This window comes from Paraflavitalea sp. CAU 1676 (assembly GCF_029223285.1).
Lineage (GTDB): Bacteria > Bacteroidota > Bacteroidia > Chitinophagales > Chitinophagaceae > Paraflavitalea.
This window is the reverse complement of sequence record NZ_JARHUJ010000006.1, coordinates 51,055-76,479: the sequence shown is the minus strand read 5'-3', so window position 1 is coordinate 76,479 and position 25,425 is coordinate 51,055. Positions and strand designations below refer to the sequence as shown.

Genomic DNA, 25,425 nt, shown 5'->3' with positions numbered 1-25,425 from the left:
AACTACTGCTTCCCTCGCTGTCCCGACGCATGTCGGGGTTGCCTTCCCACTCGCCGCCTTCTCACCTCCCCCAACTCCTTCACGCCCACACACTTCCTGCTTATTCCCAAAACGGGCCGTCACTTCAGCTCGTCCCTACCCGCATTCCTCCCGAAAAATCTTTGCTAAATCGTTTTTCTCTTAACAGTTTATTAGTAAATTTAATGGCTGCTCATGCTCCTATAGAACTAAACTAACTGACTCAACACTACTGCTGAATGAGCGAATATTGTTTGCCCAACATCATCGACGGCATCCGAAACCGGGACCGCGACGTATTTTCCTGGCTGTTCGACAGGTACTCACATACCATGTACCTCATAGCGCTGGATATACTCAACGACCACGAACTCGCACGCGACACCGTACAGGAAGCATTTCTCAAACTCTGGGAAAAGTCTGCCACCATCGACATCCAATCCTCCATCAAAAGCTATCTCTTCCGCACAGCCGCCAACATCGCCATCAACCGGTACAGGAAAGAAAGCCGCATCGTAAGGCCCGATCACCTTCCCGAAATACAGGACACCAATACCCGCCTGGAGAATAAAGCCGAAGAAAAAGAACTCGAACAATATATACACCATGCCATCGATTCCCTCCCGCCCCAATGCCGCAAAGTATTTACCCTCAGTCGCTTTAGCGACATGAGCGCCCCCGACATCGCCCAGCACCTCAATATCTCCATCAATACGGTATACACCCATCTCACCATGGCCATCCGTATCATCAAGGAACGGTTAAAAAAAGAAAAACTTTTTTTTAACAACCACTAATTGTACCCCTTTCCTTATTTGTCTTATATATACAGCATGCACGAGCAGCACGAAAAACTGGAACAAATACTGGCTTCGTTAGAACAGCCAGACAACAGTGTATTGCAACTGGAAATACAACAGTGGGTGGCTGTCAGCGAAGAAAACAGGGCATACTATGAAGAAGTAAAGCGGATTTGGTTTACCGGCAACGAACCAGGAGATATGGAATATGATATCGACACCGAAAAAAAGAGATTCTGGGACAGGATCGACGCCGAAACCCCAACCGCCCCCGTTAGAAGGATAGGCCGCTTCACCAAATTATCGGTAGCCGCTGTTTTGTTGATCACCGCCGGCCTGGCACTATGGAAATGGGTGCTGCCCGACAAAGATTCCTTTAAAACAATAAACACAGCCAGGCTCCAGCGCGATAGCGTGGTATTGGCCGACGGATCGACAGTATACCTGCACGGAAGCTCCCGGCTGCGCTACACCGTACGCATGGATAAAGATAAAAGAGAGGTCTGGCTCGAAAAAGGCGAAGCCTGGTTCGATATCGCCAAAGACAAAGACCACCCTTTCATTGTACACGTGGATAGCTCCACCGTAGAGGTGCTTGGAACCAGCTTCGATGTTCGCATAACCGATACCACCGTATCGGTAGCAGTAGCCAGCGGTAAAGTAGGCTTCACGGCCATCAAGGACAAAGCAGAAGCGATCCTGACACCAGGCCTTACTGGCTCTTACGTCAAAGCCAGTCAAAACATCAGGGTCGTCGAAAGCAGCAACCAGCTAGCCTGGCGAACCGGACAGGTAAAGTTCTACGACTCGCCCCTCCACGAAGTGCTGGCGACCATGGAACAGATATATGAAGTCAATGTAGCAATGGCGCCCACACTCGCAAAAACAAGAGTAACCGCCACGATCAATAACCTTTCACTGGAAAAGATCATAACGCTACTCGAAGCCAGTCTCGATATCAACATCAGGCAGGCCGACAGCATGAACTATAAAGCCAGCCCCACCCGGTAGATCCCTGCCGCCGGTGAGGCGGCACGGTACACAATCACAATTTCATAAAAACTATCTGCTATGAAGAGAATTGTACATTACGTACATGGCCTCCGTATGCCCGTACGTCAACGGGTACTTATGCTTACGGTATTCTTATACCTAACCGGCAACTTCACCGCCAACGCCCGCGGTAACCAGGACCTGCTCGATCGTCGGATCACCCTCCAGTTATCAAAAGCGCCTGTCTCCGACGCAGTAAAACAAATAGAAGCCGCTGCACAAACCAGCTTCTACTTCGATCAGAAAATACTCGAAGGCCGTAGCGATCTCATCTCCCTCAACGCAAAGAACACACCACTAAAAGCTGTACTGGCACAGGTATTCCCAACCACCCGGTACGAATTCTTTCAGCTCGAATCGCAGATAGTCGTTAAGCTTCGCACCGTGAAGAAGATAGCGGGCGCACCCGAAAGAGCAACGCCGGTTGAGATCACCATCACCGGCACCGTTAAAAGCGAGTCCCTGAACCAGTCGCTGGCGGGCGTAACAGTTACAGCCCTCCCCGCTAATAAATCCACCATTACCGACGTAAATGGCTTCTTTCGCATCCTGGCCAACCAGGGTGATTCGATCGAATTTACCTATGTAGGCTACCAACGGCAGGTCATCCCCATCCGCGAGCGCATCGTGCTCGACGTCGTACTGCAGGCCACACAGGGTGGCCTCAACGAAGTAGTGGTAGTAGGCTTCGGCAAGCAGAAAAAGCTCAGCCTCGTAGGTGCCCAGTCTACTGTCGATGTGGAAGAACTCAAACAACCCGTCGCCAACCTCAGCACAACCCTCGCCGGACGCATCGCCGGCGTCGTCGGCGTACAACGAAGCGGCGAACCCGGCCGCAACGGCGCCGATATCTGGATACGCGGCATCGCCACCTTCAACGCCTCCAACGACGCACGCCCCCTCGTATTGATCGATGGCGTGCCGCGCGATATCAATAGCCTTGACCCGGAAGACCTTCAATCCGTAACCATCCTGAAAGACGCCTCCGCCACCGCCGTGTATGGCGTGCAGGGAGCCAATGGCGTGATCCTCATAAAGACCAAAAGCGGCAGAGCCGGTAAAACCTCCTTCAACGTAAACTACAATGAAGGCTTCATGACCTTTACCCGCAAGCCCGAGCTCACCGACGGGGTCACCTACATGAAGCTCACCAACGAAGCCATGATCGCATCCAATATTCAACCAAAATATTCACAGGAGTACATCGATAAAACCGCCTCCGGCGAAGACCCCTATGTATACCCCAACGTCGATTGGATGGACGTGCTCTTCGATAAATGGTCCCACAACCGCCGCCTCAACGTAAGCGCACGTGGTGGTTCCGAGAAGGCTAACTATTATGTGTCCCTCGCTTATTATGATGAGAAAGGCTTCCTGAAGACAGACGGCCTCGAAAGCTATAATACCGATACCCGCTTCCGTCGCTACAATTTCACCAGCAACCTTAACCTCCAGCTCACCAGCACCACCCGCTTTGAGCTCGGCATACAAGGTTATATCACTAATGGAAACTATCCCGGCGTAAGCTCGTCCGATGCCTTTGCACAAGCCATGCAGATCACCCCGGTATTGTTCCCCGTCATGTACCCCGGCGATTTTGTACCCGGCCAAAGCTCCAACGGCGATCAGCGCAACCCCTACGCCGATATCACCAAACGCGGCTTCCAGTCAACCTACGGAAACCAGCTGTATACCAACGGACGCCTCACGCAAGACCTCAACTTCTGGGTGCCAGGCCTCTCCGTCACCACCATGTATTCGTTCGATGCCTATAACTCCCAAACCCTTAGCCGTACCAAACGGGAAGACACCTATTATGTAGATCAGGTCAACCCCCGCAAGCCCGATGGCTCGCTCAACCTGCTCCAAACCTGGCAGGGCAACAATTCACTGGCCTTTAGTAACGCGACATCCGCCAACAGGCGTTTCTATACCGAAACCAGCGTCAACTACGATCGCGAGTTCGGTGATCACCACGTAAGCGGTATGCTCTTATATAACCAGAGCGATGCCACCAACGCATCGGTAGGCGATCTCGTATCCTCGATACCATCACGGTACCGCGGTCTCGCAGGTCGCGCCACTTACAACTGGAGCGATCGCTACTTCGCCGAGTTCAACTTCGGCTACAATGGCTCCGAAAACTTTGAGCCCAGCAACCGATATGGCTTCTTCCCCTCATTCGGTCTGGGATGGATCGTGTCGTCCGAAAGATTCTTCAAACCGCTGCGCAATGCAGTCCAGTTCCTCAAGATTCGCTTCAGCGATGGATTGGTAGGAGCGGGTAGTGGCGGCCGGCGCTTCGGTTACCTCACTTTCGTCAACAGCGGTGCAACAGGTTATACCTATGGTACCAACCGTGCCGGCAGGGCAGGCGTGGAGATTTCCGATTATGGCACCGCTATCACCTGGTCCGAAGCACATAAGATGGACCTTGGCGTAGAATTCAAAACACTCAACAACAGAATATCAGTTATAGTCGATCTCTTCAGCGAACGAAGAACGGGCGTCTTCCTGCAACGCGGTAGCCTCGCCAACTTCGTTGGTCTCACCAACCGCCCCTGGGGTAACCTCGGCATCATAGACAACAAAGGGATCGATATGACCATCGAAACATCCCCCATCTATGTAGGCGACCTCTCCATCTCCCTGCGCGGCAATTTCACCTACAATAAGGATAAAGTGATCGAGAACGATAACCCAACGCCCAAATATCCGTGGATGGAACGCCGGGGGCTTAATTATCTCTCCCGCTTCGGACTCATCGCAGAAGGCCTCTATCAAAGCGACGACGAGATTGCCAAAAGCCCCAAATCATCGTACGGTCCCGTACGCAAAGGTGATATCAAATACAAAGACCTCAACGGCGATAACATCATCGACTCGTACGACCAAACACGTATCGGCCGCGGTGATGTACCAGCCATCGTGTACGGCTTCGGGTTCAACTTCGAGTGGGATCGCCGCATATACCTCAGTACCTTCTTCCAGGGCGTATCACAGGCCGATAGGCTCATCTCCGGCGATGGCGTATTGCCCTTTTCCAACAGCACCGGTGCCGATAGAAGCAACCTGTACGCAGTAGCTGCCGATCGTTGGACGGAAGAAAACCCTAACCCCAACGCCTTCTATCCCCGCCTCGGATACGGCAACGCAGTCAACGCCAACAATATTCAGTCAAGCACCTGGTGGGTTAAGGATATTGATTTTCTCCGCCTGAAGACAGTGGAGCTCGGATACCGCCTCAACGTAAGCAAGCTCAAAGCGATCGGCATTAAAACGGCCACCTTCTTCGCACAGGGCGTCAACCTGCTTACCATCAGCAAATTCAAGCTCTGGGATCCCGAGCTCAACACCTCCAACGGAACCACCTATCCCAATGTGATGACCATCTCAGTTGGATTACAGGCAACCTTCTAATACAAACAACACTGCATTATGAAAAAGACATTCTATCTCTATATATTGATCATAACGGCGGTCTCCATTGCCTCCTGTAAGAAAGGCTTCCTCGACCAGGTGCCCGACGACCGCCTCACTACCGACGATATTTTCGAAAGTCAGAACACCACCCTCGACTTCCTGGCCAACGTGTATAGCTACATACCCGACGAGGGCAACCAGCGATTCGTCACCAGCGGCGGCGCAGGCCCCTGGACAGCCGCCTCCGACGAAGCCAAATACACCTGGGATTTTGTGAACAGCAACAACATCAACCTGGGCTCCTGGAACGCCACATCCGGCTTTGTAGGCTCCTTCTGGCAGCGCTACTACCGTGGTATCCGGAATGCTTCCTATTTCATGAACAACGTCGCCAAATGCGTAGAGCTTGGCCCACAACTCATCAAACAATACGGGGCCGAAGCACGTGCCCTCCGCGCCATCTATTATTTTTACCTCATCCGTATGTATGGTCCCGTACCCATCACCGGCGAAAATCCCATATCGCCCGATGCATCATTCGATGATGTACAGCTCGCACGCAATACATTTGATGAAGTAGTGAGTTATATCACCACCGAACTCGACAAATCCGTCAACGATCTCCCTGTCAAAACCCAGGGCGATAACAAAGGCCGCATCGACCAGGCAACAGCCCATATCTACAAAATGCAAACGCTGTTGCTCGCGGCGAGTCCGCTCTTCAACGGCAATCCCGATTATGCCAGCCTGAAGAATGCCGATGGCAAAGCGCTCATGCCGGCCCAATACGACGCCAACAAATGGAAACTGGCAGCCGACGCCGCAAAAGCCTTCATTGATAAATACGTTCCTTCACAGTTTAGTCTCTTTACCGATAAAGATGCAGCCGGTAAAGTAAGCCCCTACCTGTCATGCCGCAACGTAATGTTGAACGACTGGAACGACGAATGGATCTTCGGCCGTCCTTCAGCATCGATCGGTACCATACAATACGATAGAACACCCTACCACGCAGGCGCCGCCAACGAAGTAAAAGGTGGTGGCGGATTGGGAGCTACACAAAACATGGTCAATGCCTTCTTCATGGCCAACGGACAAAGCCCCTTCAATGACGATGGTACCATCAATCCCAATTCCGGTTACCTCGCCACAGGCTTCAGCAGCTTCAAAGCACCTTATGATGCACAGGCCCGCCAAACCCACAACATGTGGGTCAACCGCGAACCCCGTTTTTATGTATCTATCACCTACGACAACAGTGTTTGGCTCAATACCAATACAGGCACCATCCTGACTACCGTACAGTACTCCGGCAACTCCGGCGTCAAAAACACCGGCAGTGATCATAGCCCCACCGGGTATATCGTTCGTAAGAACGTAGCCCTCGGCAACTGGAGCAACGGCAACCGTGCACTCGTATTCTATCGCCTGGCACAGGTATTCCTCGATTATGCGGAAGCACTCAACGAATCCGAGCCCGGCAATACACGCGCATTATATTACCTCAACCTCATCCGCGAACGCGCAGGTGTACCGCAATATGGTGTAGGCGCCGATCCGCTTCCTATACCAGCCGATCAGGCGGCCACGCGCCTCGCCATCCGTAAAGAACGCCGCGTAGAACTGGCTTTCGAAAACGTACGCTACTTCGATACGCGCCGCTGGAAAGTGGCCGATCAAACCGATAAAGGGCCTATATATGGACTTAACATCAATGCCGATGGAACAGGCTTCTACAATGTCGTTCCATTCGAAACAAGGGTATTCGAGAAAAAGCACTATCTCTTCCCCATACCACAGGGAGAAATAGACGTAGACAAAAAGCTGGTACAAAATACCGGATGGGAATAAATGGATGCAGCACAGCATCTCCTAACAATCAGAAAGTATTAAACCCTTCAAACATGATTAGTCGCATCATCAAAATAGCCTGCTTCGGAGTACTGATCTTTTTCTCCTTACAGGCAGCAGCGCAGGATATTATCTCTTACGGCGGAACCTTCACCGTATCGCAAGACAACGGCGGCGGCCCCAATGCCAACGAAGGCTCACTCAAGCTCGTCGACAACAACCCCAATACCAAGATATTCGTCGGAGGCGTACAGCTTCCCTGGTATATGCAGTGGGCCTGTACTACTCCCGCGCGAGCCGCACAATACACCATGACCTCGGGCAACGACGACCCCACCCGCGATCCAAAGAACTGGATATTGGCCGCTTCCAACGATGCCGCAGCCTGGACCACCATCGATACCCGCACCAACGAAACATTTGGAGGCCGCAACGAAACCAGGACCTTCGATATTCCCATGGCCAACCAGGCAGTGTATAAGTATTATCGCCTTACGATCTCTGCCATCGGAAGCGGTACCAATTTTCAGATGTCCGAGTGGCGCCTGCTCGAAGGCTTGCCACCAGCCGCGCCCACCGTACTTGCCGGTCTCGCCACCGCTGGTTCCGAAATATTGCTGACCTGGGAAGACAATGCCTCCAACGAAAGCGGCTTTGAAATAGAGCGTTCCTCCAACGGTACCGACTTTGTGAAAGTAGGCTCGGTGATAGCCAATCGCCTCAACTTTGCGGCCACCGGGTTGCTGGTAAATACCAGCTACCAGTTCCGGGTGCGGGCCATCAATACCTACGGCAACTCAACATATTCCAATACGATCGTCATCTCCACCTTAAACCAAAGCGGCCAACTTACCGATGTAACAGATGATGGTGGTGTACTCGCCGTGTCAAAAGACAACGATGGTGGCCCTACTTCTGGTGAAGGGTCGCTGAAATTGATTGACAACAACTACAATTCCAAGTTCCTCGTCTTCGGTGCCATGACTGTTGATGGATACTGGGTACGCTATCGCGCACAGAACCCCTGGATGGTCACCAAGTACACCATTACCACCGCCAACGATGCGGCAAGCCGCGATCCTAAAACCTGGAAGTTCCAGGGCACCAACGATACGGCCGCCGGCTGGACCGATCTCGACTCCCGCACCGGCGTCACCTTCGCCGGCCGCAATACCGGTTATACCTTTGCATTCGCCAATAACACAGCCTATACTTATTTCAGGCTCCTGGTATTGCAAAACAATGGCAGCGGAAATATCATGGGCCAGATATCCGAACTCGAGATCTGGGGTATGAGTCCCAACGCACCTAAGGTACCCGCCGATTTAGATGTAACGGCTGTAACATTTATAACAGCGACACTTAAATGGACTGACAATTCCTCCAACGAAACCGGCTTCGAGATCGAGAAGTCCGAAGACAGCCTCAACTTCGAATCAGCCGGAACGGCACCAGCCAACAGCAACACCTTCGAAGTGACCAACCTGCTCGGCGGATTCAAATACTATTTCCGCATACGCGCCATCAACGCCAGTACCAGGTCCATCTGGAGCAAAGTGGTAGATACCATCACCGATTACGATCCCAACCTGCCACTCACGCCCCGTAATCTCATCGGCGTGGCTCTCTCCGAAACAGCCGTGAACCTCACCTGGGATGATAGATCGGGCAACGAAACCAGCTTCGAGATAGAACGCTCCATCAACGGCATCAACTTCATACCGCTCAATACAGTCAACGCCAATATTGTCACCTATGCCGATAATGGCCTTAACCTCGCCTCCCGTTACTATTACCGGGTAAGAGCAAAGAATGGATTCGGAACCTCTTATTACAGCAACGTGGTAACCGTCACCACACTGGGTAAGAATATTGCCCCCACACTCGATGCCATCACTAACAAGGACATCTGTACCACCGATTCCACTTTCACCTTCGATCTCACCGGCATCACCACCGGCGCCGAAGCCTGGCAATTGGTAACCCTTGCGGTAACCAGCTCAGATGCCACACTCTTCGATGAACTGTCGGTTACGCCGGTCGTGAACGGGAAAGCTCAGTTGTCTTATAATGCAGCCAAAGGCGGCACGGCCACCATCACCGTAAGGGCGCAGGATAATGGAGCCACCTACAATGGAGGCGCCGATACCTATACGCGTACCTTCACTATAGTGGTCAACCCGCTCGTCGTGAACATAGCGTCCGACAAAGGAGTCGTTATCCCCCGCCTCGAATCCGCCCAGCTCACCGCATCGGGTGCAGAAAACTACACCTGGGCCAATGCACACGGCATCGAAAGCGGCCAGCAACAGGCTGTGCTCACCGTAAGGCCTACCATCAACACCGCCTATACGGTGTTGGGCAAAAACAGCCGTGGTTGTAAGGACACCGCCACCATAACGATCCAGTTGAAAGGCAACTACAACCTCGATCCGGTAAATGTCATCACACCCAACGGCGATGGAAAGAACGATCGCTGGGTGATCTGGAACATCAACGCATTCCCCAATAATGAAGTACGGGTCATGGACCGCGCCGGAAGGGTAGTTTTCATGCAGAAGAACTATATGAATGACTGGGAAGGAACCTACAATGGCGCACCCCTGCCCGAAGGCGCCTATCTCTACGTGATCAAGCTGGGCCCCGGCATACCACCTGCACAGGGCGTATTAACCATCATTCGTAACCGTAAATAATGCAGAACATGAAACAACTATATAACCACACACAATCAGCCCTGGTGATCATCCTGGTTTCATTGATCACCTTCAGTGGCAAAAAGGCTGCCGCGCAGCAAAACCCATTCGCGGCCAGCTTCTTTCAAAACCAGTACCTTGCCAATCCGGCCATGGTTGGAGGCGATGACAAAATAAAAGCAGGAGTAGGTTATCGCCGTCAATGGGCGGGCATCACCAATAGTCCCTACAGTTTGTATGCCACCGGCGAATATAGCAGCGGCAATAAGATGAACCTCGGCATCAATGTATACAACGACAATGCAGGGATGATCAATACCAGCATGGCCATGGCCACTTATGCTTATTACCTGCCTGTAACCAATGATGGTGGAAGGGTTCACCTGGGTGTATCCGCGGGGGCCGTCAACCGCCGCATCGATCCAAAGAACTTTAATGGAGATCCCGGCGACATGCTGCTTACCCAGGGCAACGATATCTCCTTCGATGGGGGCGTTGGATTGGCTTATACCGATAAGCGTATCACCGTGCAGGCTGCCTTCCCCAATATGGTCACCTACTTTAAAAAAGACAATGAAGACATCGTAAACCGGCCCACCTTCTTCGCAGCCGCCAGTTATAAGTTTATCGTCAACGATGGTAACATAACGATAGAGCCACGGGCAGGCTTCCGTGGCATGCAGGGCTTCGATAACATCATCGACGCCGGCGCCAACTTTACTTTGAGGCAACTTAATGTATTTGGGGTATACCATACTTCAAAGAACATCACTGCAGGTGCTGGATTAAAGATTGCCGATAAGATCATCGTCAGTGCGATGTATACCTCTGCAGGCAATGGACTCAAAGAACATGTAGACGGAAGTTTTGAGCTGGGGATCAACTTTGCCCTTGGCGGAAAAGAAAAATAGATTCAACCTGAGAGAATACCATTAACCATTTAACTTAATCTGTGAAACGATTCCCGATCAATCTGTACACCGGGCTTTTGTTATTGCCACTGCTGCTGGCTGCAGGCTGTAAAAAGAGTGGTGGTGGTAATAACAACCCGCCTCCGGCAAACCCACCCGCAACCGACCCGCCCGATGCACCCATCAAAACCTGGCAGGAGCATTGGTTCGAGCACAAACAACTGGTAAGCAGGGTTTATTATGATACGGTGCTGGCCGTTTACTACGACAACGAGGTATCGCGTACCATCACCTGGCCCTTTACCTTTCTCAAAGAAGTGTGGCTGTACAGCAATGCCACCTATGGAAAACTATACAGTAGCGATAAAAGGCTGTATGCCATCTATCATGCCGGTAAGTATGGGGGCGGGCACCCGGCCTATTATTACGATGCCGGCCACGATAACAAGAACGTGATCGATTGCGGTTCTAATGCCGCCAATGGCTGGATAACCGGCACGGCAAATGATCTCGATCTCTCCGCCCACGAAATTGGCCACATCGTAGAGAGTACCACGCATGGCACCAGGGGATCACCAGCCTTTAGTCTTTGGAAAGACAGCAAGTGGATGGAGATATACATCTATGATATATACAAAGGCTTGAAGATGGAAGCAGACGCAACCCGGTGGTTCAACATGATGATGGGCACTACCGATAATTTTCCGGCGGCGAATACGCAGTGGTTTAAGAACTGGTTCTACCCCATCTACGATAAGTACGGCGGTAACAAAGTGTTGTCAAAGTTCTTCTCCCTGCTGGCAGCCCATTTCCCAAAGAACGGAGAGGGTAGGTATAGCCGCGATCTGAACTGGGGCGAGTTTATCCATTTCTGGAGCGGAGCCGCAGGCGCAAATCTTAAAGCGCAGGCAACCATCGCCTTTGGCTGGCCCGCCGATTGGGAAACCCAGTTCTCCAAAGCAAAGACCGATTTCCCGGGCGTTACTTATTGAGTGAGCCTGTCGGGCGGATTATGATATCGCACCCTTTTATCGATAAAGTGCAGCCAGTCATCAACAGGCTTCCCGAAAAGCATCGGCGATGGCAGTCTCAAAGGATCAGCCAGCAGGGAAAGTGATCTCTCCGGGCGTTTCACGGGCCGTAGGTGCTGCTCCGGCCATCAACCTTATTCCGCTGCGAAATGCCTGTAATAGCAGCCTCAATAGCCTTAAAGAGCGTTTTTTCTCACAGCAGTTAGTTTTGTTTGTATTTAAGAAAAGATCCGTAACCAGGAAAAGTGCGTCCCAAACCGGGACGCATTTTTGTTTGGCCGATTCCCCTTTTTTCTATTCACCAAAAACCTTTTCTTTGCACAGCAATTGGCCAAAAGCTGGCCCTTTCCTTTGTTAATCATATACATAAATACATGTTGCCCAAGTACAAACGCATCCTGTTAAAACTGAGTGGAGAATCATTGATGGGAGATAAAAGCTACGGCATGGATCCCGCGGTACTGGAGCATTATGCACGCGATATCAAAGAGATCGTTGACCTCGGCGTACAGGTAGCCATAGTAATTGGTGGAGGCAACATTTATCGTGGCATGAACGAAGCTGAAACAGGCATCGAGCGGGCACATGGAGACTATATGGGCATGCTGGCGACTGTTATCAACGGAATGGCTATGCAGGCCATGCTCGAGAAAGTAGGCGTATTTACACGCCTCCAGAGCGCTATTAAGATGGAACAGATCGCCGAACCTTATATCCGCCGCCGCGCTATCCGCCACGTGGAAAAAGGCCGTGTAGTGATCTTCGGTGCTGGTACCGGCAATCCTTACTTTACTACCGATACAGCCGGCTCACTCAGGGCCATCGAAATAGAAGCTGATGTGATCCTGAAAGGCACCCGGGTAGACGGTATCTATACTGCCGACCCCGAAAAGGATCCCAATGCCAAAAAGTACGAGACCATTACCTTCCAGGAATGTATCTCCCAAAACCTCCGGGTAATGGACATGACGGCATTCACCCTTTGCATGGAAAACAACCTGCCCATCATCGTATTTGACATGAATACCGCCGGCAACCTGCGCAAAGTGGTGTGCGGAGACAAGGTGGGAACACTGGTAAAATCCTGATAACCAGCCTTGCAAAATTAATCAAGCCAGCAGGCTTGTATATCTGACGCGATCGTACTACTTTAACGGGGAAATTATGCCCTGACCCCGGCGTCTTTTCAATGCTTTCCTCCCGTTCAAGTCCCTTGAAAGATGTGGTATCCCGTAAGAACCTGTGAGTAAAGGAAACATTTCCGACTGCTATGACCCTATTAAACATTTTACTGGCTGCTAAATACTCCATCAGTCTCACTGAGATGATTGTATTTATGTTGGTGTCATTGATCCTCGGATTTGCCATTCACTTCTACCTCATCCAGAAAAAAATATTGCCCTCCGCAACCATCGAACGACCTGTGCTCGCCGATGAGCCCATTGGTGGCCTTGATGAATGGCGCCTTAAATATTACGAAGAAGTTGACCTGCGCGAACAACTTACCCGCGAACTCAGAGACACGAAAGAAAGCGGTGAATTGCTCGAACTGGAGATAGAAGACCTAAAATCCGAAGTCGCCCGCCTGGAAGCGTCACAACCCGACGAAGCCGAAAAGCAGGAAAAGCCAGCCGATAATTCTCCCACCGGCACCCTGATGTCGCAGCTGAAAAATGCGCAGGACAACCTGTTCGCGCACAACCAGGATATAGGTCGCCTCCTGCGCCAGGTCGAAATGCTGAAGGAGTCGGAGCAACGCCATGCGGAAGTACAGCAGCTCAATGATCAACTCGGCACCCAATTACGCGATGCACGCAGGGCGCTCATGGACAGAGAGGCCGAATTGAAGCAGGTGCGTCAGCAGCTGATTCTGAGCAACGAAGTGAAAGGCCGCCTCGAAAAAGCCTACGAAGAGTTCAGCGTGCTCCAGGATCGCCTGCATAAGATAGAATCCTCTACCGCCCCGCAGCACAAGGGTTATGAATACGAAGAGCTGCAACAAGCCTATTTCAAGATTACCCGCGAGTTCGACGAGCTCAAAATGAAACAGGTAAACATGCTCGAAGAGCACCAGCGCCTCGCCAGGCTGCTCGCCGATACGGAAGATAAACTCCGCGAATCGAACTTTCAGCGCCAGCAATTGTTGAAGAAGGTCAACTACCTCGAAGAGCTCAATACCGACCTGCAGCAGGTAGCCGAGCACAACAAAAAGCTCGATATCCAGCTTAAACGCATCAGCGAGATCGAAACGCTCCTCTCAAAGCTGTCGAACGACAAAGACGAAGACCGTAAGAAGGGTTGATCATTTCACCACTCGCCTGACCAAACTCATACCCCCACCTGATCAGGCCAACTACTGCACATTCCCTCCGAACGACTAATTTTGTAGCCTAATCTATACAATAGCCATGTCATCCATTGCAGATATCCGTAAAGACTATAAACTGAAAGCTTTCACCGAAAAGGAAGCTAATAAAGACCCCATCGAACAGTTCGGCCAATGGTGGCAGGAAGCAATCGCTGCCGAAATAGACGAGGTAAATGCCATGACCCTCGCTACCGCCACAGCCAATGGCATCCCCGATGCACGGATAGTGCTGCTGAAAGAATATGATGTAAATGGATTTGTGTTCTTTACCAACTATACCAGCGCAAAAGGGCATCAACTCGAAGAAAACCCCCACGCCTCCCTCGTATTCTTCTGGAAAGAGCTCGAGCGGCAGGTGCGCATCGGCGGCATCGTAGAGCGGGTAAGCGATGCGGAAAGCGATGAATATTACAATAGTCGCCCCGAGGGAAGCCGCATCGGCGCCTGGGCCTCCCCCCAAAGCCAGGTCATAGAAAGCCGCGAATGGCTCGATGCGGAAGACCTTAAATACCGCGAAGTGTTCCGTTCAAAGCCAATCCTGCGCCCTGCCCACTGGGGTGGATATCGCATAAAGCCCACCCATATAGAGTTCTGGCAGGGGCGTCCCAGTCGCTTACACGATAGATTATCCTACACGAAAGATGGCCAGGGAACCTGGATCATGGAGAGACTGGCACCATAATAGGGGGGACCACTCTACAAATAATAAGAATAGAATAAAGAAATAGGAGACGATAAGGCGAGCCGGGAACGCCGGGTAGCCTGCCTGGCTTTAACCGGGTCTGTTACGTAACGATCGGGCTAAAAATAATTAATGGCGCAGGGGAGGGTTGCGCCATGTCGTAACAGGGAGGAGAGTTGAGGGGTTGAAAGGTTGATAAGCCAAAACGGGAACCGCCCTAACTTATTAACCAATCAACGGATCAACTATTTACCTTCTTTCTTGGGAGCTGCAGCTTTCTTTGTTCTTGCAGGCCTGCTTTTGCCATAAGAACCTTTGAAAGTCTTTCCCTTCTTGGTTTTTTTATCACCTCTGCCCATGTTATTAGCTTTTAATAAGTAAAATAAAGTGCAAAAATAAGGCTTCGGTCAGGTCAAACAAAACGCTTTATTTATTGTAGCCTGCCGGCCGCCCGGCCCCATCCGGGAAACTATGGCGTAAAAAAAAGCTCCGGTACGGCTGGCTCACCACGGTGAGCGTTGTATCGGAGCCTTTAATGCGTTGGGTGCAGCAATTATAATTTAGCTTGCAGCTCTTTACCAGCCTTAAAGCGGGCAACTTTCTTAGCCTTGATCTTGATAACCGCACCAGTTTGAGGATTACGACCATTACGGGCAGCTCTCTTAGATACAGAGAAAGTACCGAAACCAACTAAAGTTACTTTACCACCACCTTTCAGTGTCTTGGTAACAGCTTCAACAAAAGAATCCAAAGTAGCATTAGCTTGGGTCTTGGTGATACCAGCGTCGTCTGCAATCTTTGCGATTAATTCAGCTTTGTTCATAGTGTAATGTTTTAAAATTTAAGCACGACAAATTTAGTCGCTTTTTCAATGAAACAAAATTATTATCCCTTAAAATTAACAATTGCCAAATAGCTATAATCCGCTTGGGGCAAGGATTTTACGGCATCTCAGTACATTCGGACAAACTTCTTTTTGCAATGTCATTCGCTGAAACGCAGTGTCAGCCTATGTTTCACGCCGCTTGACCTGAAATGCTGTACAGCAAAGGGTTTCGGCCGAATGGACTACTTTTTCCATTGGAGAACTGTTAAATTTTTTTTCCACACTCATTTCACAGCCTCCATCAACGTGTTGAATGACATACAATAATCACCCCACTTGTTTCGTGCCTCCTGTTGAAAAGAAGGTTCATGGTTTTCAGTGAATCGTAAATAGTCGTCTTTGCTACCGCAAAAATACTGCGCCGCATAAGTAAGCCCTTCGGTTTCGTCCGTACCCAGCACTTTTACCAGCTGATAACTATTGAAACATCCAGTCGCTACAAAAGCCGGCATTCGTTTTTCCTTCATCCATTGTAACCACGATTCATGGATGCTCCAATGAACGAAAGAAGTGATGTTGTATATATACATGGGCATTAAATTATTTTAATTCCAGGTACACAGGGCAATGATCGCTGTGTTTAACATCGGGATAAATGTCAGATGCCTTCACCCGTTTGCGCAAGGGTTCCGTAGCATTGATATAGTCGATGCGCCATCCTTTGTTCTGTGCTCTTACCGATGGAAAACGCTGGCTCCACCAGCTATAGCGGTGCGGCTCCGGATGCAACTCGCGGAAAGTATCGATCCAGCCACTGCCGAGAAACTTATCCATCCAGGCCCGCTCATCGGGTAAAAATCCTGAGGAGTTCTTGTTGCCTTTCGGGTCATGGATATCGATCTCTTTATGCGCAATATTATAATCTCCGCACAGGATCAACTGGGGGATCTTCGCGCGCAGCTCATGCACATATTGATAGAATTCATCCAGCCATTGGTATTTATAGGTCTGCCGCTCATCGCCGCTGGTGCCGGAAGGGAAATAAGCATTGATCAGGCGCAGGTCACCAAAATCAAGCTGTATCACACGTCCTTCGTCATCACTCACCTGGTGACCCGTTCCATACACCACGTTGTCGGGTTTGATCTTGGTAAAAACAGCTACACCGCTGTATCCCTTCTTCTGGGCGCTGAACCAGTAGTCGTAGTACTTCAGGTCGGTGAATTGTCTGTGATCAACATTATCCTTGTGCGCTTTGGTCTCCTGGAGGCAAATGATATCAGCAGGATTCGTTTTTAACCAGTCGATAAGTCCCTTGTTCATGGCCGCGCGGATGCCATTTACATTATAGCTGACGATACGCATGGGTATTTATTTTTACTTTTGAGAGAGCAATTTACAGTATTGATATGGAAGCATCATCAGCAAAAACCGGCATTAAGCCTATCATCCCACCCAAAGAACATGTGTACCTGGACGGACCGAAGCCACGTACCTATGAATTGACCTTTGCGTGGAAAGTCTTTACCCAGTTCATCAAGGGGTTCCGCAACCTCCATTTCCTGGGGCCTTGTATAACCGTTTTTGGCTCGGCAAGGTTCAAAGAAGACCATATCTATTATGAAAAAGCAAGGGAATTTGGGCAAAGGATCGCCGCAACGGGCTTTACCACCATGACCGGGGGAGGCCCCGGCATCATGGAAGCAGCCAACAGAGGCGCTTTTGAAACAGGCGGTAATTCTGTCGGCTGCAACATCCGCCTCCCTTTCGAACAAAATGCCAATCCCTTCCTGCACAAATCGATCACCTTCGAATACTTTTTCGTACGCAAGGTTATCCTGGTAAAGTATTCTTATGCATTCATCATTATGCCAGGCGGCTTCGGCACACTCGATGAATTCTTTGAGACCCTGACCCTGGTACAAACAAAGACCATCACCCAGTTCCCCATTGTGCTGTTTGGAAAGGAATACCATGCCGAACTGTGGGATTATCTTGAATACATGGCCACACAGGGCACCATAGCCCGGGAAGACCTCAACCTCGTGCTGCTCACTGATAGTGTCGATGAGGCCATGCACCACATTCAAACTTATATTCAAAAGAATTACAAGATCAGAAACGGTAAACGCCGCTGGTGGTTATTGGAGAAGAAATAAAGACGCGTACTGGGGGAGCTGGCTTAACCGGCAGCTGATAGCTGTAAGCCGAAGAGCCTCCTAAACACCCATTGGTCGCAGTTGCACTCAACGGATATTCAACCTTTGGAGAAAAGCATCCTGGTAAGTTTCGCCAATGGGAATATAATTGCCGGCAATGATGATCCGGTTGCGTTCAATGAACTCGATCTTATCGAGTGCTATGAGATACGATTTGTGCACCCGCATAAATTGAAGTTCGGGCAACTGGTCCTGGAAGCTACGCAAGCTTTGCAGCGTGAGTACCTTACCGCTCTGGGTGTAGAAGGCCACATAATCCCGTAATCCTTCGAGGTAGAGTATGCTGGTAAGGTCTATTTTCTGGATCTTATACTCAGTTTTTACAAAAATATAGCCGGGAGAGGAAGGGGCCGGCGAAGGCGTGGCCTCCTGAAGCGGGGCTACCGGTTCGTTAAGCATTCTTTCCCTTACCTTATGAGCGGCTACGAGAAATCGATCGAATGTTATTGGCTTCAGCAGGTAATCCACCACATCAAATTCATATCCATCCATGGCATAGTCGGTATAGGCTGTAGTGATGATCACTTTACATTTATGCCCCACGATCTTCATTAACTGCAATCCGGTAAGTTCGGGCATTTGAATATCAAGAAACAACAGTTCCGCTTCTCCCTGCTGCACCAACTCGATGGCCCGCATAGGACTGCCCGTTTGCTCCCGCAACTGCAGGAACGGGGTCTTTTGCACATAGTCTGCTATGAGCTTTAGCGCCAAAGGCTCATCATCGACCACTACACATGCTATTGTTTTTCCGGTAGTCATTTGTTGATCTCCAGTTCAACCTCAAATATATCGGTAGTCTGCTTTATTTCCAGCCGGTGTTTACCGGGAAACAACAAATCAAGCCTTCGTCTTACATTTTCCAGTCCAATGCCGCCACCCGCATCCTTTTGGTGATGGCCAATGGCATTGACAACACCAAACCGGACAACCTGTTCATCGGCATAGGTTTTAACCTGTATGCCAATCCCATGTCGCAGATCACCATGTTTAAAAGCATTTTCTACAAAAGGTATCAGCAGGAGTGGGGGTACACGGGCTTTTTCCGGGCGCCCGCTAACAGCCATCCCAACCTGCACAGGCTGGTCAAACCGCATTTGCTGCAAATCAATGTACTTGTCAATATACTCCAGCTCCTTTTCGAGGGGCACTTGCTCATTCGCATCATACAACATGTACCGGAGCAGGTCCGATAGCTTCGCGATGGCCGACAGCGACTGATCATTCTTATGATAGACCAGCGAGTAAATATTGTTGAGGCTATTGAATAGGAAATGTGGGTTGACCTGCGACCGCAAAAAGGAAAGCTCGGTTTGCTTATTTGCCAGCATGAGCTTAGCCTGGTTTAGTTTGAGCTCCCGTTCATTGTGGATGAAAAAATAGATAATGCCGAAAGATGAATACAGAACAGCATAATAGATATTATCGAGGAAGTAGTACAATAGCGAAACGCCCCGCGAGTAGTTGGTAAAGTCCCAAACAGCCAGGTAAAATACTTGTTCTACCAGGTACCTGATAGAGATGATCACCAAAATACAACCCGCCCAATAGGTCAATGCCAGTCGTTTGCGCTGACGGAAACAGGTCTCAAAAATGGCAAAAGCCGTGAGGGGATATAACAGGAAGATGAAAAAGCCCCCGATAGCCATGATCCGGTCACCTACGTTATGTACCCAGACAAACGGGAATTTCCCCCTCACCCAAAGGGCAACACTTTCACCCACCTGTCGCAGCAACTCAAACAGCGTATAAAAGAGGGCAATTCTCAGAAGATGTTTACGCATAACCAAAACTAAATAAGCAGCTGCTAATATCCAGCACCCGGCAGGTTCTATTAAGAGATAGTCTGCCAATCCCCTCAATTTGTCTGCCAACCCTCAAATCGCTGCAAACCAGCAATGGCAGACAGAACCTGCCGGTTAGCAGATCGGATCAAAGGCCCTGCCCGATCCTCCATTCCTTTGTTGAAAATTATTAGCTATGAAGATATTCTCAACCCTTTTTACGTTCTTGATGGCCGGGGTAGCCTTCGGTCAACCCGTTAATTGGAAAAAGCTCCGGCAACTACAGCCCGATAAGATCCTCCTCGATCCCACCAATCCACCTACCCAGGCGCTGCTGCTCGGATCTTTTCACTTTGCCTACCCAAACCTTGACGGACATAAAACCGATTCGTCAAAAATGATGGATGTGCTTTCGCCGCAAAGGCAACGCGAGATCCGGCAGCTGGCCGATGTGATCGCCTCTTTCAAGCCCACGCGCATCTACATTGAATCCCTTAGCCCGCGGTACATTGATTCCCTGTACAATGCTTACCTGCGCGGCGAACACAAACTGCGTCGCAATGAGATAGATCAGCTGGGTTTCCGACTGGCCAAAGAACTCGGCCATACCAAAGTATATACTGTCGATGCCTCGAATTTCATCAGTGAGAATTACAATAAGTACGCCTTTATAGACAGCATGCGTAAAAGCGCCGAGCCGGTCAATGCTGAACGGGACGGACTGATGGATAAAAGGTATAAGCTGATGTATGATGCCAGTGATTCGATCGAACTGCAAAACACTATGCTCGAGAGCTTTTTGTTGATGGCTGAACCTGCTACACTCCGCAGGATGCATGGCCATTACCTGGCATCGGGGTTTAATACAAAGAACAACAGTGGTCCCGATGGATTGGCCATGTGGTGGTACAGCAGAAACCTGCGCATCTTCAACAATATCCTGAAAACAAACCCCGGCCCCACCGACCGTATAGTAGTGATATTCGGCAACGGACATATGCCTATATTGAGGCATTGCTTCGAAGCATCACCCGAATTTGAGGTCGTAGAACTCAAAGATTTGACATTGAAAATGCAGACTGCTGGTAAGATAAAATAGAAAATTACATCTATTACTCTATGTTAGCCCCGCAAAACACCCTATATTGGAGCGCATAAACAGCTAACATGGAGCAAAACACCCAACAACCCAACCAACCAGCCACTGCCGGTCAACAGATCGGCCAGGCAGCGGAAGCAGCGCCACAACAGGAAAATCTGCTCGATGATGTGTATGATGATTCAATGGAAGGGTACGATAAACCCGTCAAGAAAGCCCGCAACATTTTATTGCTCATCGGCGCATTTCAGTTGATCGCGATTGCCACTGTTACCGATCTGCCCGAATTGGAAATGTGGATCACGGTAGGCATCTATGTATTCTTTGCGGCATTGTTCGTGGGCCTTGGTTTGTGGACAAAGAAAAGGCCCTATTACGCCATCCTCACCGGACTGATCATATACGGCAGCTTGTTAGTGCTCTCAGCGGTGTTGGAACCTGAAAGTATCGTGAAAGGGATCATTCTGAAGATAGTGGCAATAACCCTGCTGATCAGTGGACTCAAAAACGCAAAAGAGGTCCAGACCTGGATGGACAATAAAAGAGCTCGTCAATAAACAAATACGTCCTATAAGCAAACAGCCGGACCTGATGGGCCCGGCTGTTTTGTATTAAACAACGTAGTCTTACTCCAGTACAGGGCGCAGCCACCGCTCAGCTTCGTCGAGCGGCATGCCTTTACGCCTGGCGTAATCTTCAAACTGATCTTTTTCAATTTTACCAATACCGAAATACTTACTGTCAGGATGGGCAAAATACCATCCGCTCACCGAAGAAGCAGGGTACATCGCCAGCGACTCCGTAAGCGTGATACCAGTAGCTTCCTTGCCGCCCAGCATTTCAAACAGTTTGTACTTTTCTGTATGGTCTGGACAGGCGGGATAACCGGGAGCAGGTCGAATACCGGAATACGATTCGCTGATCAACTCCTCATTGGAGAACTGCTCGTTACTGGCATAGCCCCAGAACTCTTTACGAACACGTTCATGCAACAGTTCGGCAAAAGCTTCCACCAGCCTGTCGGCTAATACCTGCAGTGTGATCTTGTTGTAATCATCCATGTTTTTAGCGAAACGCTCTACATGGGGTTCAATGCCCTGCATGGTTACTGTAAAAGCACCGATAAAGTCTGATGGAGTAGTAGAACCATTAGAGGGTTTGATGAAGTCGGCCAGACTGATATTCGGCTGGTTGGCCGCTTTCTTCACCTGCTGCCGCAGGAAGTCCAGCTGGAACTTACCCTTGTCGCTGAACACTTCAACAGTATCGGCTGCTACTGCCTCTGCTGGCCAGAAGCCGATAACACCCCGCGCATTCAACCATTTCTCATCAATGATCTGTTTCAGCAGCACTTTGGCATCCTCATACAACCTCGTTGCCTCTTTGCCTACCTTTTCATCCTTCAGGATGGCCGGGAATTTGCCATGCAGCTCCCAGGCAATGAAGAACGGACCCCAATCGATGTATTGTGCAATCTCTCTAAGATCGTAGTTGTCGAATATCTTAGTGCCGGTAAAGGTCGGTTTCACAGGAGTAAATCCATCCCAGTCGATCTTTACTTTATTCTTTTGCGCGTCGGCAAAAGTCAGGTATTGCTTGGCAGATTTCTTATTGCCAAAATCCTCTTTCAGCTTTTTATACTCATCCCTGATCTTGGTTAAGAATTCGGGTTTCTGCTCATTGCTCAACAGCGAACCTGCTACCGTAACACTCCTCGAAGCATCCAGCACGTGCACCACGCCCAGATCATACTCCGGCGCGATCTTCACCGCCGTGTGCATCCTGGAAGTGGTAGCGCCACCGATCAGTAGCGGCTGTTTCATATTGCGGCGCTTCATCTCTTTGGCCACATGCACCATCTCGTCGAGTGAAGGCGTGATCAGGCCACTCAGTCCAATAATATCCGCCCGCTCTCTTTGGGCCGTTTCCAGGATCTTATCCGCTGGCACCATTACGCCCAGGTCGATGATATCATAGCCATTACAGCCCAATACCACGCCTACAATGTTTTTACCAATATCATGAACGTCGCCCTTGACGGTAGCCAGCAGAATGCGGGCTGCACCGCCTGACTGAGCGGCGGGATTCTTCTTCTTTTCTTCTTCAATGAATGGGGTCAGGACGGCCACACTTTTCTTCATCACACGGGCACTCTTAACTACCTGTGGCAGGAACATCTTACCGCTGCCAAACAGGTCGCCCACCACGTTCATACCATCCATCAGCGGTCCTTCGATCACTTCGAGGGGGCGTGCATATTGTTGGCGGGCTTCTTCGGTATCCAGTTCAATATAATCGGTAATACCGTTTACCAAAGCATGCGTCAATCGTTCCTGTACGGTACCGTTGCGCCAGGCCTCGTCTTTCACTTCAATTTTACCCTTTGCCTTCACGGTTTCGGCAAAGCTGATCAATCGGTCGGTTGAGTCTGCACGACGGTTAAGAATAACATCTTCGCAGAGTTCGCGCAGCTGTGGCTCAATTTCATCATAGATCACGAGTTGTCCGGCATTCACGATACCCATATCCATACCAGCTTTAATGGCATAATACAGGAATACGCTGTGCATCGCCTCCCGCACATGGTCATTACCACGGAACGAGAACGAGATATTACTCACACCGCCACTGATCTTTGCCAGCGGCATTCTTTGTTTGATGACGCGGGTAGCCTCGATAAAATCGATTGCGTAATTATTGTGTTCCTCGATACCTGTCGCTACGGCGAAGATATTCGGGTCGAAAATGATGTCTTGTGGCGGAATGCCTACTTCTTCCGTGAGGATCTGATACGCCTTGGTACAAATATCTACCCTGCGCTGGAAAGTATCAGCCTGCCCCTGTTCATCAAACGCCATCACTACGACAGCCGCACCGAACAGTTTACAGATCTGGGCTTCACGGATGAATTTGTCAACGCCCTCCTTCATGGAAATAGAGTTAACGATACACTTACCCTGCACGCACTTCAGGCCCGCTTCTATGATCTCAAACTTCGAGCTATCGATCATGATGGGGATCTTGGCGATATCGGGCTCGCTCTGCAACAGGTTTAGGAATGTGGTCATGGCTTTAACGCCATCCAGGAGGGCGTCGTCCATGTTCACGTCAAGCACCTGGGCTCCGCTCTCTACCTGTTGGCGGGCTACACTCAGCGCTTCCTCGTATTTGTTTTCCCGGATGAGACGGGCAAACTTCTTGGAACCGGTAACATTCGTCCGCTCTCCCACATTCACGAAATTCGTTTCCGGGCGAACGATCAACGGCTCCAGACCTGAGAGCCGTAAGTAAGGCTTGATAACTACTTGTTCAGACATACTGATTATTTCCTGTAGGAACTCTTACGAGTTAAGTTGTTCAAAGCATGATGGCTGCATTGCGGCAGGGGCCCTTTCGTTTAAAGGGCTTCCTCCAATACCGGCAAAGGCCTTGGAGTGATCTTCTTTACATGATCAGCGATGTGCCTGATATGATCTGGCGTTGTTCCACAACAGCCCCCCACGATATTCACGAAACCCTGCTCAGCCCATTCTTCAATGAAGTGGGCAGTTTGCTCGGGCAGTTCATCGTACTCACCCATGGCATTGGGCAGGCCGGCGTTCGGATAGGCCGATGTAAAGCAAGCCGCTATCTGGCTCAGCTCTTCAATATGGGGTCTCATTTCTGCAGCACCCAATGCACAATTGAGGCCAATGCTCAAAGGCTTGGCATGGGCTACACTGGTATAAAATGCCTCCAGCGTCTGCCCGCTCAGCGTACGGCCCGACGCATCGGTAATGGTACCGCTGATCATGATCGGCAGCTCTGGCTTTTTGGTATCCTGGAAGTATTTCTTGGTAGCATAAATGGCAGCCTTGGCGTTCAGGGTGTCGAAGATGGTTTCGATAAGGATAATGTCTACACCACCGTCAACGAGCCCGCTCACCTGCTCATAATAGGCCGTCATGGCCTCATCGAAAGTGAGCGCCCGGAAACCGGGGTTGTTCACGTCGGGCGAAAGGCTGAGCGTCTTGTTCAACGGACCGATAGCGCCAGCCACGTAGCGTGGTTTGGAAGGGTCCTGTGCCGTGTATTTGTCTGCTGCCCGGCGTCCGCATTTTGCAGCCGCCACATTTAGTTCATACGCCAGCGATTGCATTTCATAATCCGCCATCGCGATGGTGGTGCTGGAGAATGTATTGGTCTCGATAATGTCGGCGCCTGCTTCAAGGTACTGACTATGTATCTCTTCAATAATATGAGGTTGGGTAAGACAAAGGAGATCGTTGTTGCCTTTAACATCCAGGTGCCAGTCCTTAAAACGCTCACCCCGGTAATCGGCTTCCTCCAGCTTATAACGTTGTATCATGGTGCCCATGGCCCCATCGATGATCAAGATCCGCTTCTCTAATTGTTTCCTGATGTCCATATGCTAATGTTTATTGCTCCGTCGTCGGCAGCGAAGCCGCCAATGACAAAACGGGTGATGCATAAGATTAACAGGCAGTGGGTGATTACTGTTCGTAGTTCAGAACATCATAAACGTTGGGAAAATGGTGTGAAGGTTTTCCTGGCGTTTATTAGTTCTGTTGTGAAGAACTTTCCGTTATTGGAAAGCTGCCCCTGTGGGCTACAGGCCGAACAATAAACAAATCCGCCTGCGATCAGGCCGCAAAGTTACGGTA

At 50.2% G+C, this 25,425-nt stretch carries 21 protein-coding genes; 13 read left to right on the top strand and 8 right to left on the bottom strand.

Annotated elements, in window-relative coordinates; genetic code table 11:
* Positions 1 to 257 precede the first annotated feature (257 nt).
* From P2H89_RS19950 to pdxH, 10 genes are all read left to right on the top strand, one after another.
* Positions 258 to 815: an RNA polymerase sigma-70 factor gene (locus P2H89_RS19950; RefSeq protein WP_275830125.1), complete on the top strand. Its 558-nt coding sequence runs from the start codon at positions 258 to 260 to the stop codon at positions 813 to 815.
* Between the two features lie 36 nt (positions 816 to 851).
* Complete coding sequence (locus P2H89_RS19945; RefSeq protein WP_275830124.1) at positions 852 to 1,829, top strand: FecR domain-containing protein; 978 nt, start codon at positions 852 to 854, stop codon at positions 1,827 to 1,829.
* A 60-nt stretch (positions 1,830 to 1,889) separates the two neighbouring features.
* Positions 1,890 to 5,291: a TonB-dependent receptor gene (locus tag P2H89_RS19940; RefSeq protein WP_275830122.1), complete on the top strand. Its 3,402-nt coding sequence runs from the start codon at positions 1,890 to 1,892 to the stop codon at positions 5,289 to 5,291.
* Positions 5,292 to 5,309: 18 nt separating this feature from the next.
* Complete coding sequence (locus P2H89_RS19935; protein ID WP_275830120.1) at positions 5,310 to 7,145, top strand: RagB/SusD family nutrient uptake outer membrane protein; 1,836 nt, start codon at positions 5,310 to 5,312, stop codon at positions 7,143 to 7,145.
* Positions 7,146 to 7,198: 53 nt separating this feature from the next.
* Positions 7,199 to 9,841 (top strand): gliding motility-associated C-terminal domain-containing protein, encoded by a 2,643-nt coding sequence (locus P2H89_RS19930; protein WP_275830118.1) that lies wholly within the window; start codon positions 7,199 to 7,201, stop codon positions 9,839 to 9,841.
* An 8-nt stretch (positions 9,842 to 9,849) separates the two neighbouring features.
* Positions 9,850 to 10,752, top strand: a complete 903-nt coding sequence (locus P2H89_RS19925) for a PorP/SprF family type IX secretion system membrane protein (protein ID WP_275830116.1) — start codon at positions 9,850 to 9,852, stop codon at positions 10,750 to 10,752.
* Positions 10,753 to 10,793: 41 nt separating this feature from the next.
* Positions 10,794 to 11,744 (top strand): hypothetical protein, encoded by a 951-nt coding sequence (locus tag P2H89_RS19920; RefSeq protein ID WP_275830114.1) that lies wholly within the window; start codon positions 10,794 to 10,796, stop codon positions 11,742 to 11,744.
* 413 nt (positions 11,745 to 12,157) lie between these two features.
* Positions 12,158 to 12,871 (top strand): UMP kinase, encoded by a 714-nt coding sequence (gene pyrH, locus P2H89_RS19915; RefSeq protein ID WP_345799371.1) that lies wholly within the window; start codon positions 12,158 to 12,160, stop codon positions 12,869 to 12,871.
* A 182-nt stretch (positions 12,872 to 13,053) separates the two neighbouring features.
* Positions 13,054 to 14,085, top strand: a complete 1,032-nt coding sequence (locus tag P2H89_RS19910) for a hypothetical protein (protein WP_275830112.1) — start codon at positions 13,054 to 13,056, stop codon at positions 14,083 to 14,085.
* A 106-nt stretch (positions 14,086 to 14,191) separates the two neighbouring features.
* The gene (pdxH, locus tag P2H89_RS19905; protein WP_275830111.1) at positions 14,192 to 14,833 is read left to right on the top strand and encodes a pyridoxamine 5'-phosphate oxidase; all 642 of its coding nucleotides are present in this window, start codon (positions 14,192 to 14,194) and stop codon (positions 14,831 to 14,833) included.
* Between the two features lie 245 nt (positions 14,834 to 15,078).
* Here the strand turns inward: pdxH and P2H89_RS19900 are convergent, their stop codons facing one another.
* The 4 genes from P2H89_RS19900 to P2H89_RS19885 all read right to left on the bottom strand — a co-directional run bounded on the left by P2H89_RS19900 (position 15,079) and on the right by P2H89_RS19885 (position 17,024).
* On the bottom strand, positions 15,079 to 15,192 hold the full coding sequence (locus P2H89_RS19900; protein WP_275830108.1) for a 30S ribosomal protein THX: 114 nt from the start codon (positions 15,190 to 15,192) through the stop codon (positions 15,079 to 15,081).
* A gap of 194 nt (positions 15,193 to 15,386) precedes the next feature.
* On the bottom strand, positions 15,387 to 15,656 hold the full coding sequence (locus tag P2H89_RS19895; protein WP_119052270.1) for an HU family DNA-binding protein: 270 nt from the start codon (positions 15,654 to 15,656) through the stop codon (positions 15,387 to 15,389).
* Between the two features lie 287 nt (positions 15,657 to 15,943).
* The gene (locus P2H89_RS19890; RefSeq protein WP_275830104.1) at positions 15,944 to 16,249 is read right to left on the bottom strand and encodes a DUF4286 family protein; all 306 of its coding nucleotides are present in this window, start codon (positions 16,247 to 16,249) and stop codon (positions 15,944 to 15,946) included.
* Between the two features lie 10 nt (positions 16,250 to 16,259).
* Entirely contained in the window at positions 16,260 to 17,024 is a 765-nt protein-coding gene (locus tag P2H89_RS19885) for an exodeoxyribonuclease III (protein WP_275830102.1), read from the bottom strand.
* 44 nt (positions 17,025 to 17,068) lie between these two features.
* Here P2H89_RS19885 and P2H89_RS19880 point away from each other — a divergent pair, with 44 nt between their 5' ends.
* Positions 17,069 to 17,818: a TIGR00730 family Rossman fold protein gene (locus P2H89_RS19880; RefSeq protein ID WP_275830100.1), complete on the top strand. Its 750-nt coding sequence runs from the start codon at positions 17,069 to 17,071 to the stop codon at positions 17,816 to 17,818.
* An 87-nt stretch (positions 17,819 to 17,905) separates the two neighbouring features.
* Here the strand turns inward: P2H89_RS19880 and P2H89_RS19875 are convergent, their stop codons facing one another.
* Together P2H89_RS19875 and P2H89_RS19870 are read right to left on the bottom strand one after the other, a co-directional pair.
* Positions 17,906 to 18,640 carry a LytTR family DNA-binding domain-containing protein gene (locus tag P2H89_RS19875; RefSeq protein ID WP_275830098.1) on the bottom strand — a complete coding sequence of 245 codons (735 nt, stop codon included), beginning with the start codon at positions 18,638 to 18,640 and terminating at the stop codon, positions 17,906 to 17,908.
* The gene (locus tag P2H89_RS19870; protein ID WP_275830096.1) at positions 18,637 to 19,662 is read right to left on the bottom strand and encodes a histidine kinase; all 1,026 of its coding nucleotides are present in this window, start codon (positions 19,660 to 19,662) and stop codon (positions 18,637 to 18,639) included. Before P2H89_RS19870 ends, P2H89_RS19875 begins: the two co-directional genes overlap by 4 nt.
* A gap of 196 nt (positions 19,663 to 19,858) precedes the next feature.
* On the opposite strand from P2H89_RS19870, the gene P2H89_RS19865 reads away from it, so the two are divergent.
* Positions 19,859 to 20,761, top strand: coding sequence for a DUF5694 domain-containing protein (locus tag P2H89_RS19865; protein WP_275830094.1), 903 nt, complete (start codon positions 19,859 to 19,861; stop codon positions 20,759 to 20,761).
* Between the two features lie 68 nt (positions 20,762 to 20,829).
* A complete protein-coding gene (locus P2H89_RS19860; protein WP_275830092.1) occupies positions 20,830 to 21,318 on the top strand; it encodes a hypothetical protein in 489 nt (162 codons plus the stop codon).
* 69 nt (positions 21,319 to 21,387) lie between these two features.
* On the opposite strand, the gene metH is transcribed toward P2H89_RS19860, so the two are convergent.
* Together metH and P2H89_RS19850 are read right to left on the bottom strand one after the other, a co-directional pair.
* A complete protein-coding gene (metH, locus tag P2H89_RS19855; RefSeq protein ID WP_275830091.1) occupies positions 21,388 to 24,078 on the bottom strand; it encodes a methionine synthase in 2,691 nt (896 codons plus the stop codon).
* Positions 24,079 to 24,158: 80 nt separating this feature from the next.
* Positions 24,159 to 25,169, bottom strand: a complete 1,011-nt coding sequence (locus P2H89_RS19850; RefSeq protein ID WP_275830089.1) for a homocysteine S-methyltransferase family protein — start codon at positions 25,167 to 25,169, stop codon at positions 24,159 to 24,161.
* Positions 25,170 to 25,425 lie beyond the last annotated feature (256 nt).

What these genes read in the sequence shown, in the direction of transcription:
- P2H89_RS19880 (WP_275830100.1), top strand. Translation starts at nt 17,069, where the DNA reads ATGGAAGCATCATCAGCAAAAACCGGCATTAAGCCTATCATCCCACCC.
- P2H89_RS19930 (WP_275830118.1), top strand. Translation starts at nt 7,199, where the DNA reads ATGATTAGTCGCATCATCAAAATAGCCTGCTTCGGAGTACTGATCTTT.
- P2H89_RS19875 (WP_275830098.1), bottom strand. Translation starts at nt 18,640, where the DNA reads ATGACTACCGGAAAAACAATAGCATGTGTAGTGGTCGATGATGAGCCT.
- P2H89_RS19865 (WP_275830094.1), top strand. Translation starts at nt 19,859, where the DNA reads ATGAAGATATTCTCAACCCTTTTTACGTTCTTGATGGCCGGGGTAGCC.
- P2H89_RS19935 (WP_275830120.1), top strand. Translation starts at nt 5,310, where the DNA reads ATGAAAAAGACATTCTATCTCTATATATTGATCATAACGGCGGTCTCC.
- P2H89_RS19890 (WP_275830104.1), bottom strand. Translation starts at nt 16,249, where the DNA reads ATGTATATATACAACATCACTTCTTTCGTTCATTGGAGCATCCATGAA.
- P2H89_RS19945 (WP_275830124.1), top strand. Translation starts at nt 852, where the DNA reads ATGCACGAGCAGCACGAAAAACTGGAACAAATACTGGCTTCGTTAGAA.
- P2H89_RS19950 (WP_275830125.1), top strand. Translation starts at nt 258, where the DNA reads ATGAGCGAATATTGTTTGCCCAACATCATCGACGGCATCCGAAACCGG.
- P2H89_RS19910 (WP_275830112.1), top strand. Translation starts at nt 13,054, where the DNA reads ATGACCCTATTAAACATTTTACTGGCTGCTAAATACTCCATCAGTCTC.
- metH (WP_275830091.1), bottom strand. Translation starts at nt 24,078, where the DNA reads ATGTCTGAACAAGTAGTTATCAAGCCTTACTTACGGCTCTCAGGTCTG.
- pyrH (WP_345799371.1), top strand. Translation starts at nt 12,158, where the DNA reads ATGTTGCCCAAGTACAAACGCATCCTGTTAAAACTGAGTGGAGAATCA.
- P2H89_RS19850 (WP_275830089.1), bottom strand. Translation starts at nt 25,169, where the DNA reads ATGGACATCAGGAAACAATTAGAGAAGCGGATCTTGATCATCGATGGG.
- pdxH (WP_275830111.1), top strand. Translation starts at nt 14,192, where the DNA reads ATGTCATCCATTGCAGATATCCGTAAAGACTATAAACTGAAAGCTTTC.
- P2H89_RS19900 (WP_275830108.1), bottom strand. Translation starts at nt 15,192, where the DNA reads ATGGGCAGAGGTGATAAAAAAACCAAGAAGGGAAAGACTTTCAAAGGT.
- P2H89_RS19885 (WP_275830102.1), bottom strand. Translation starts at nt 17,024, where the DNA reads ATGCGTATCGTCAGCTATAATGTAAATGGCATCCGCGCGGCCATGAAC.
- P2H89_RS19940 (WP_275830122.1), top strand. Translation starts at nt 1,890, where the DNA reads ATGAAGAGAATTGTACATTACGTACATGGCCTCCGTATGCCCGTACGT.
- P2H89_RS19860 (WP_275830092.1), top strand. Translation starts at nt 20,830, where the DNA reads ATGGAGCAAAACACCCAACAACCCAACCAACCAGCCACTGCCGGTCAA.
- P2H89_RS19895 (WP_119052270.1), bottom strand. Translation starts at nt 15,656, where the DNA reads ATGAACAAAGCTGAATTAATCGCAAAGATTGCAGACGACGCTGGTATC.
- P2H89_RS19870 (WP_275830096.1), bottom strand. Translation starts at nt 19,662, where the DNA reads ATGCGTAAACATCTTCTGAGAATTGCCCTCTTTTATACGCTGTTTGAG.
- P2H89_RS19925 (WP_275830116.1), top strand. Translation starts at nt 9,850, where the DNA reads ATGAAACAACTATATAACCACACACAATCAGCCCTGGTGATCATCCTG.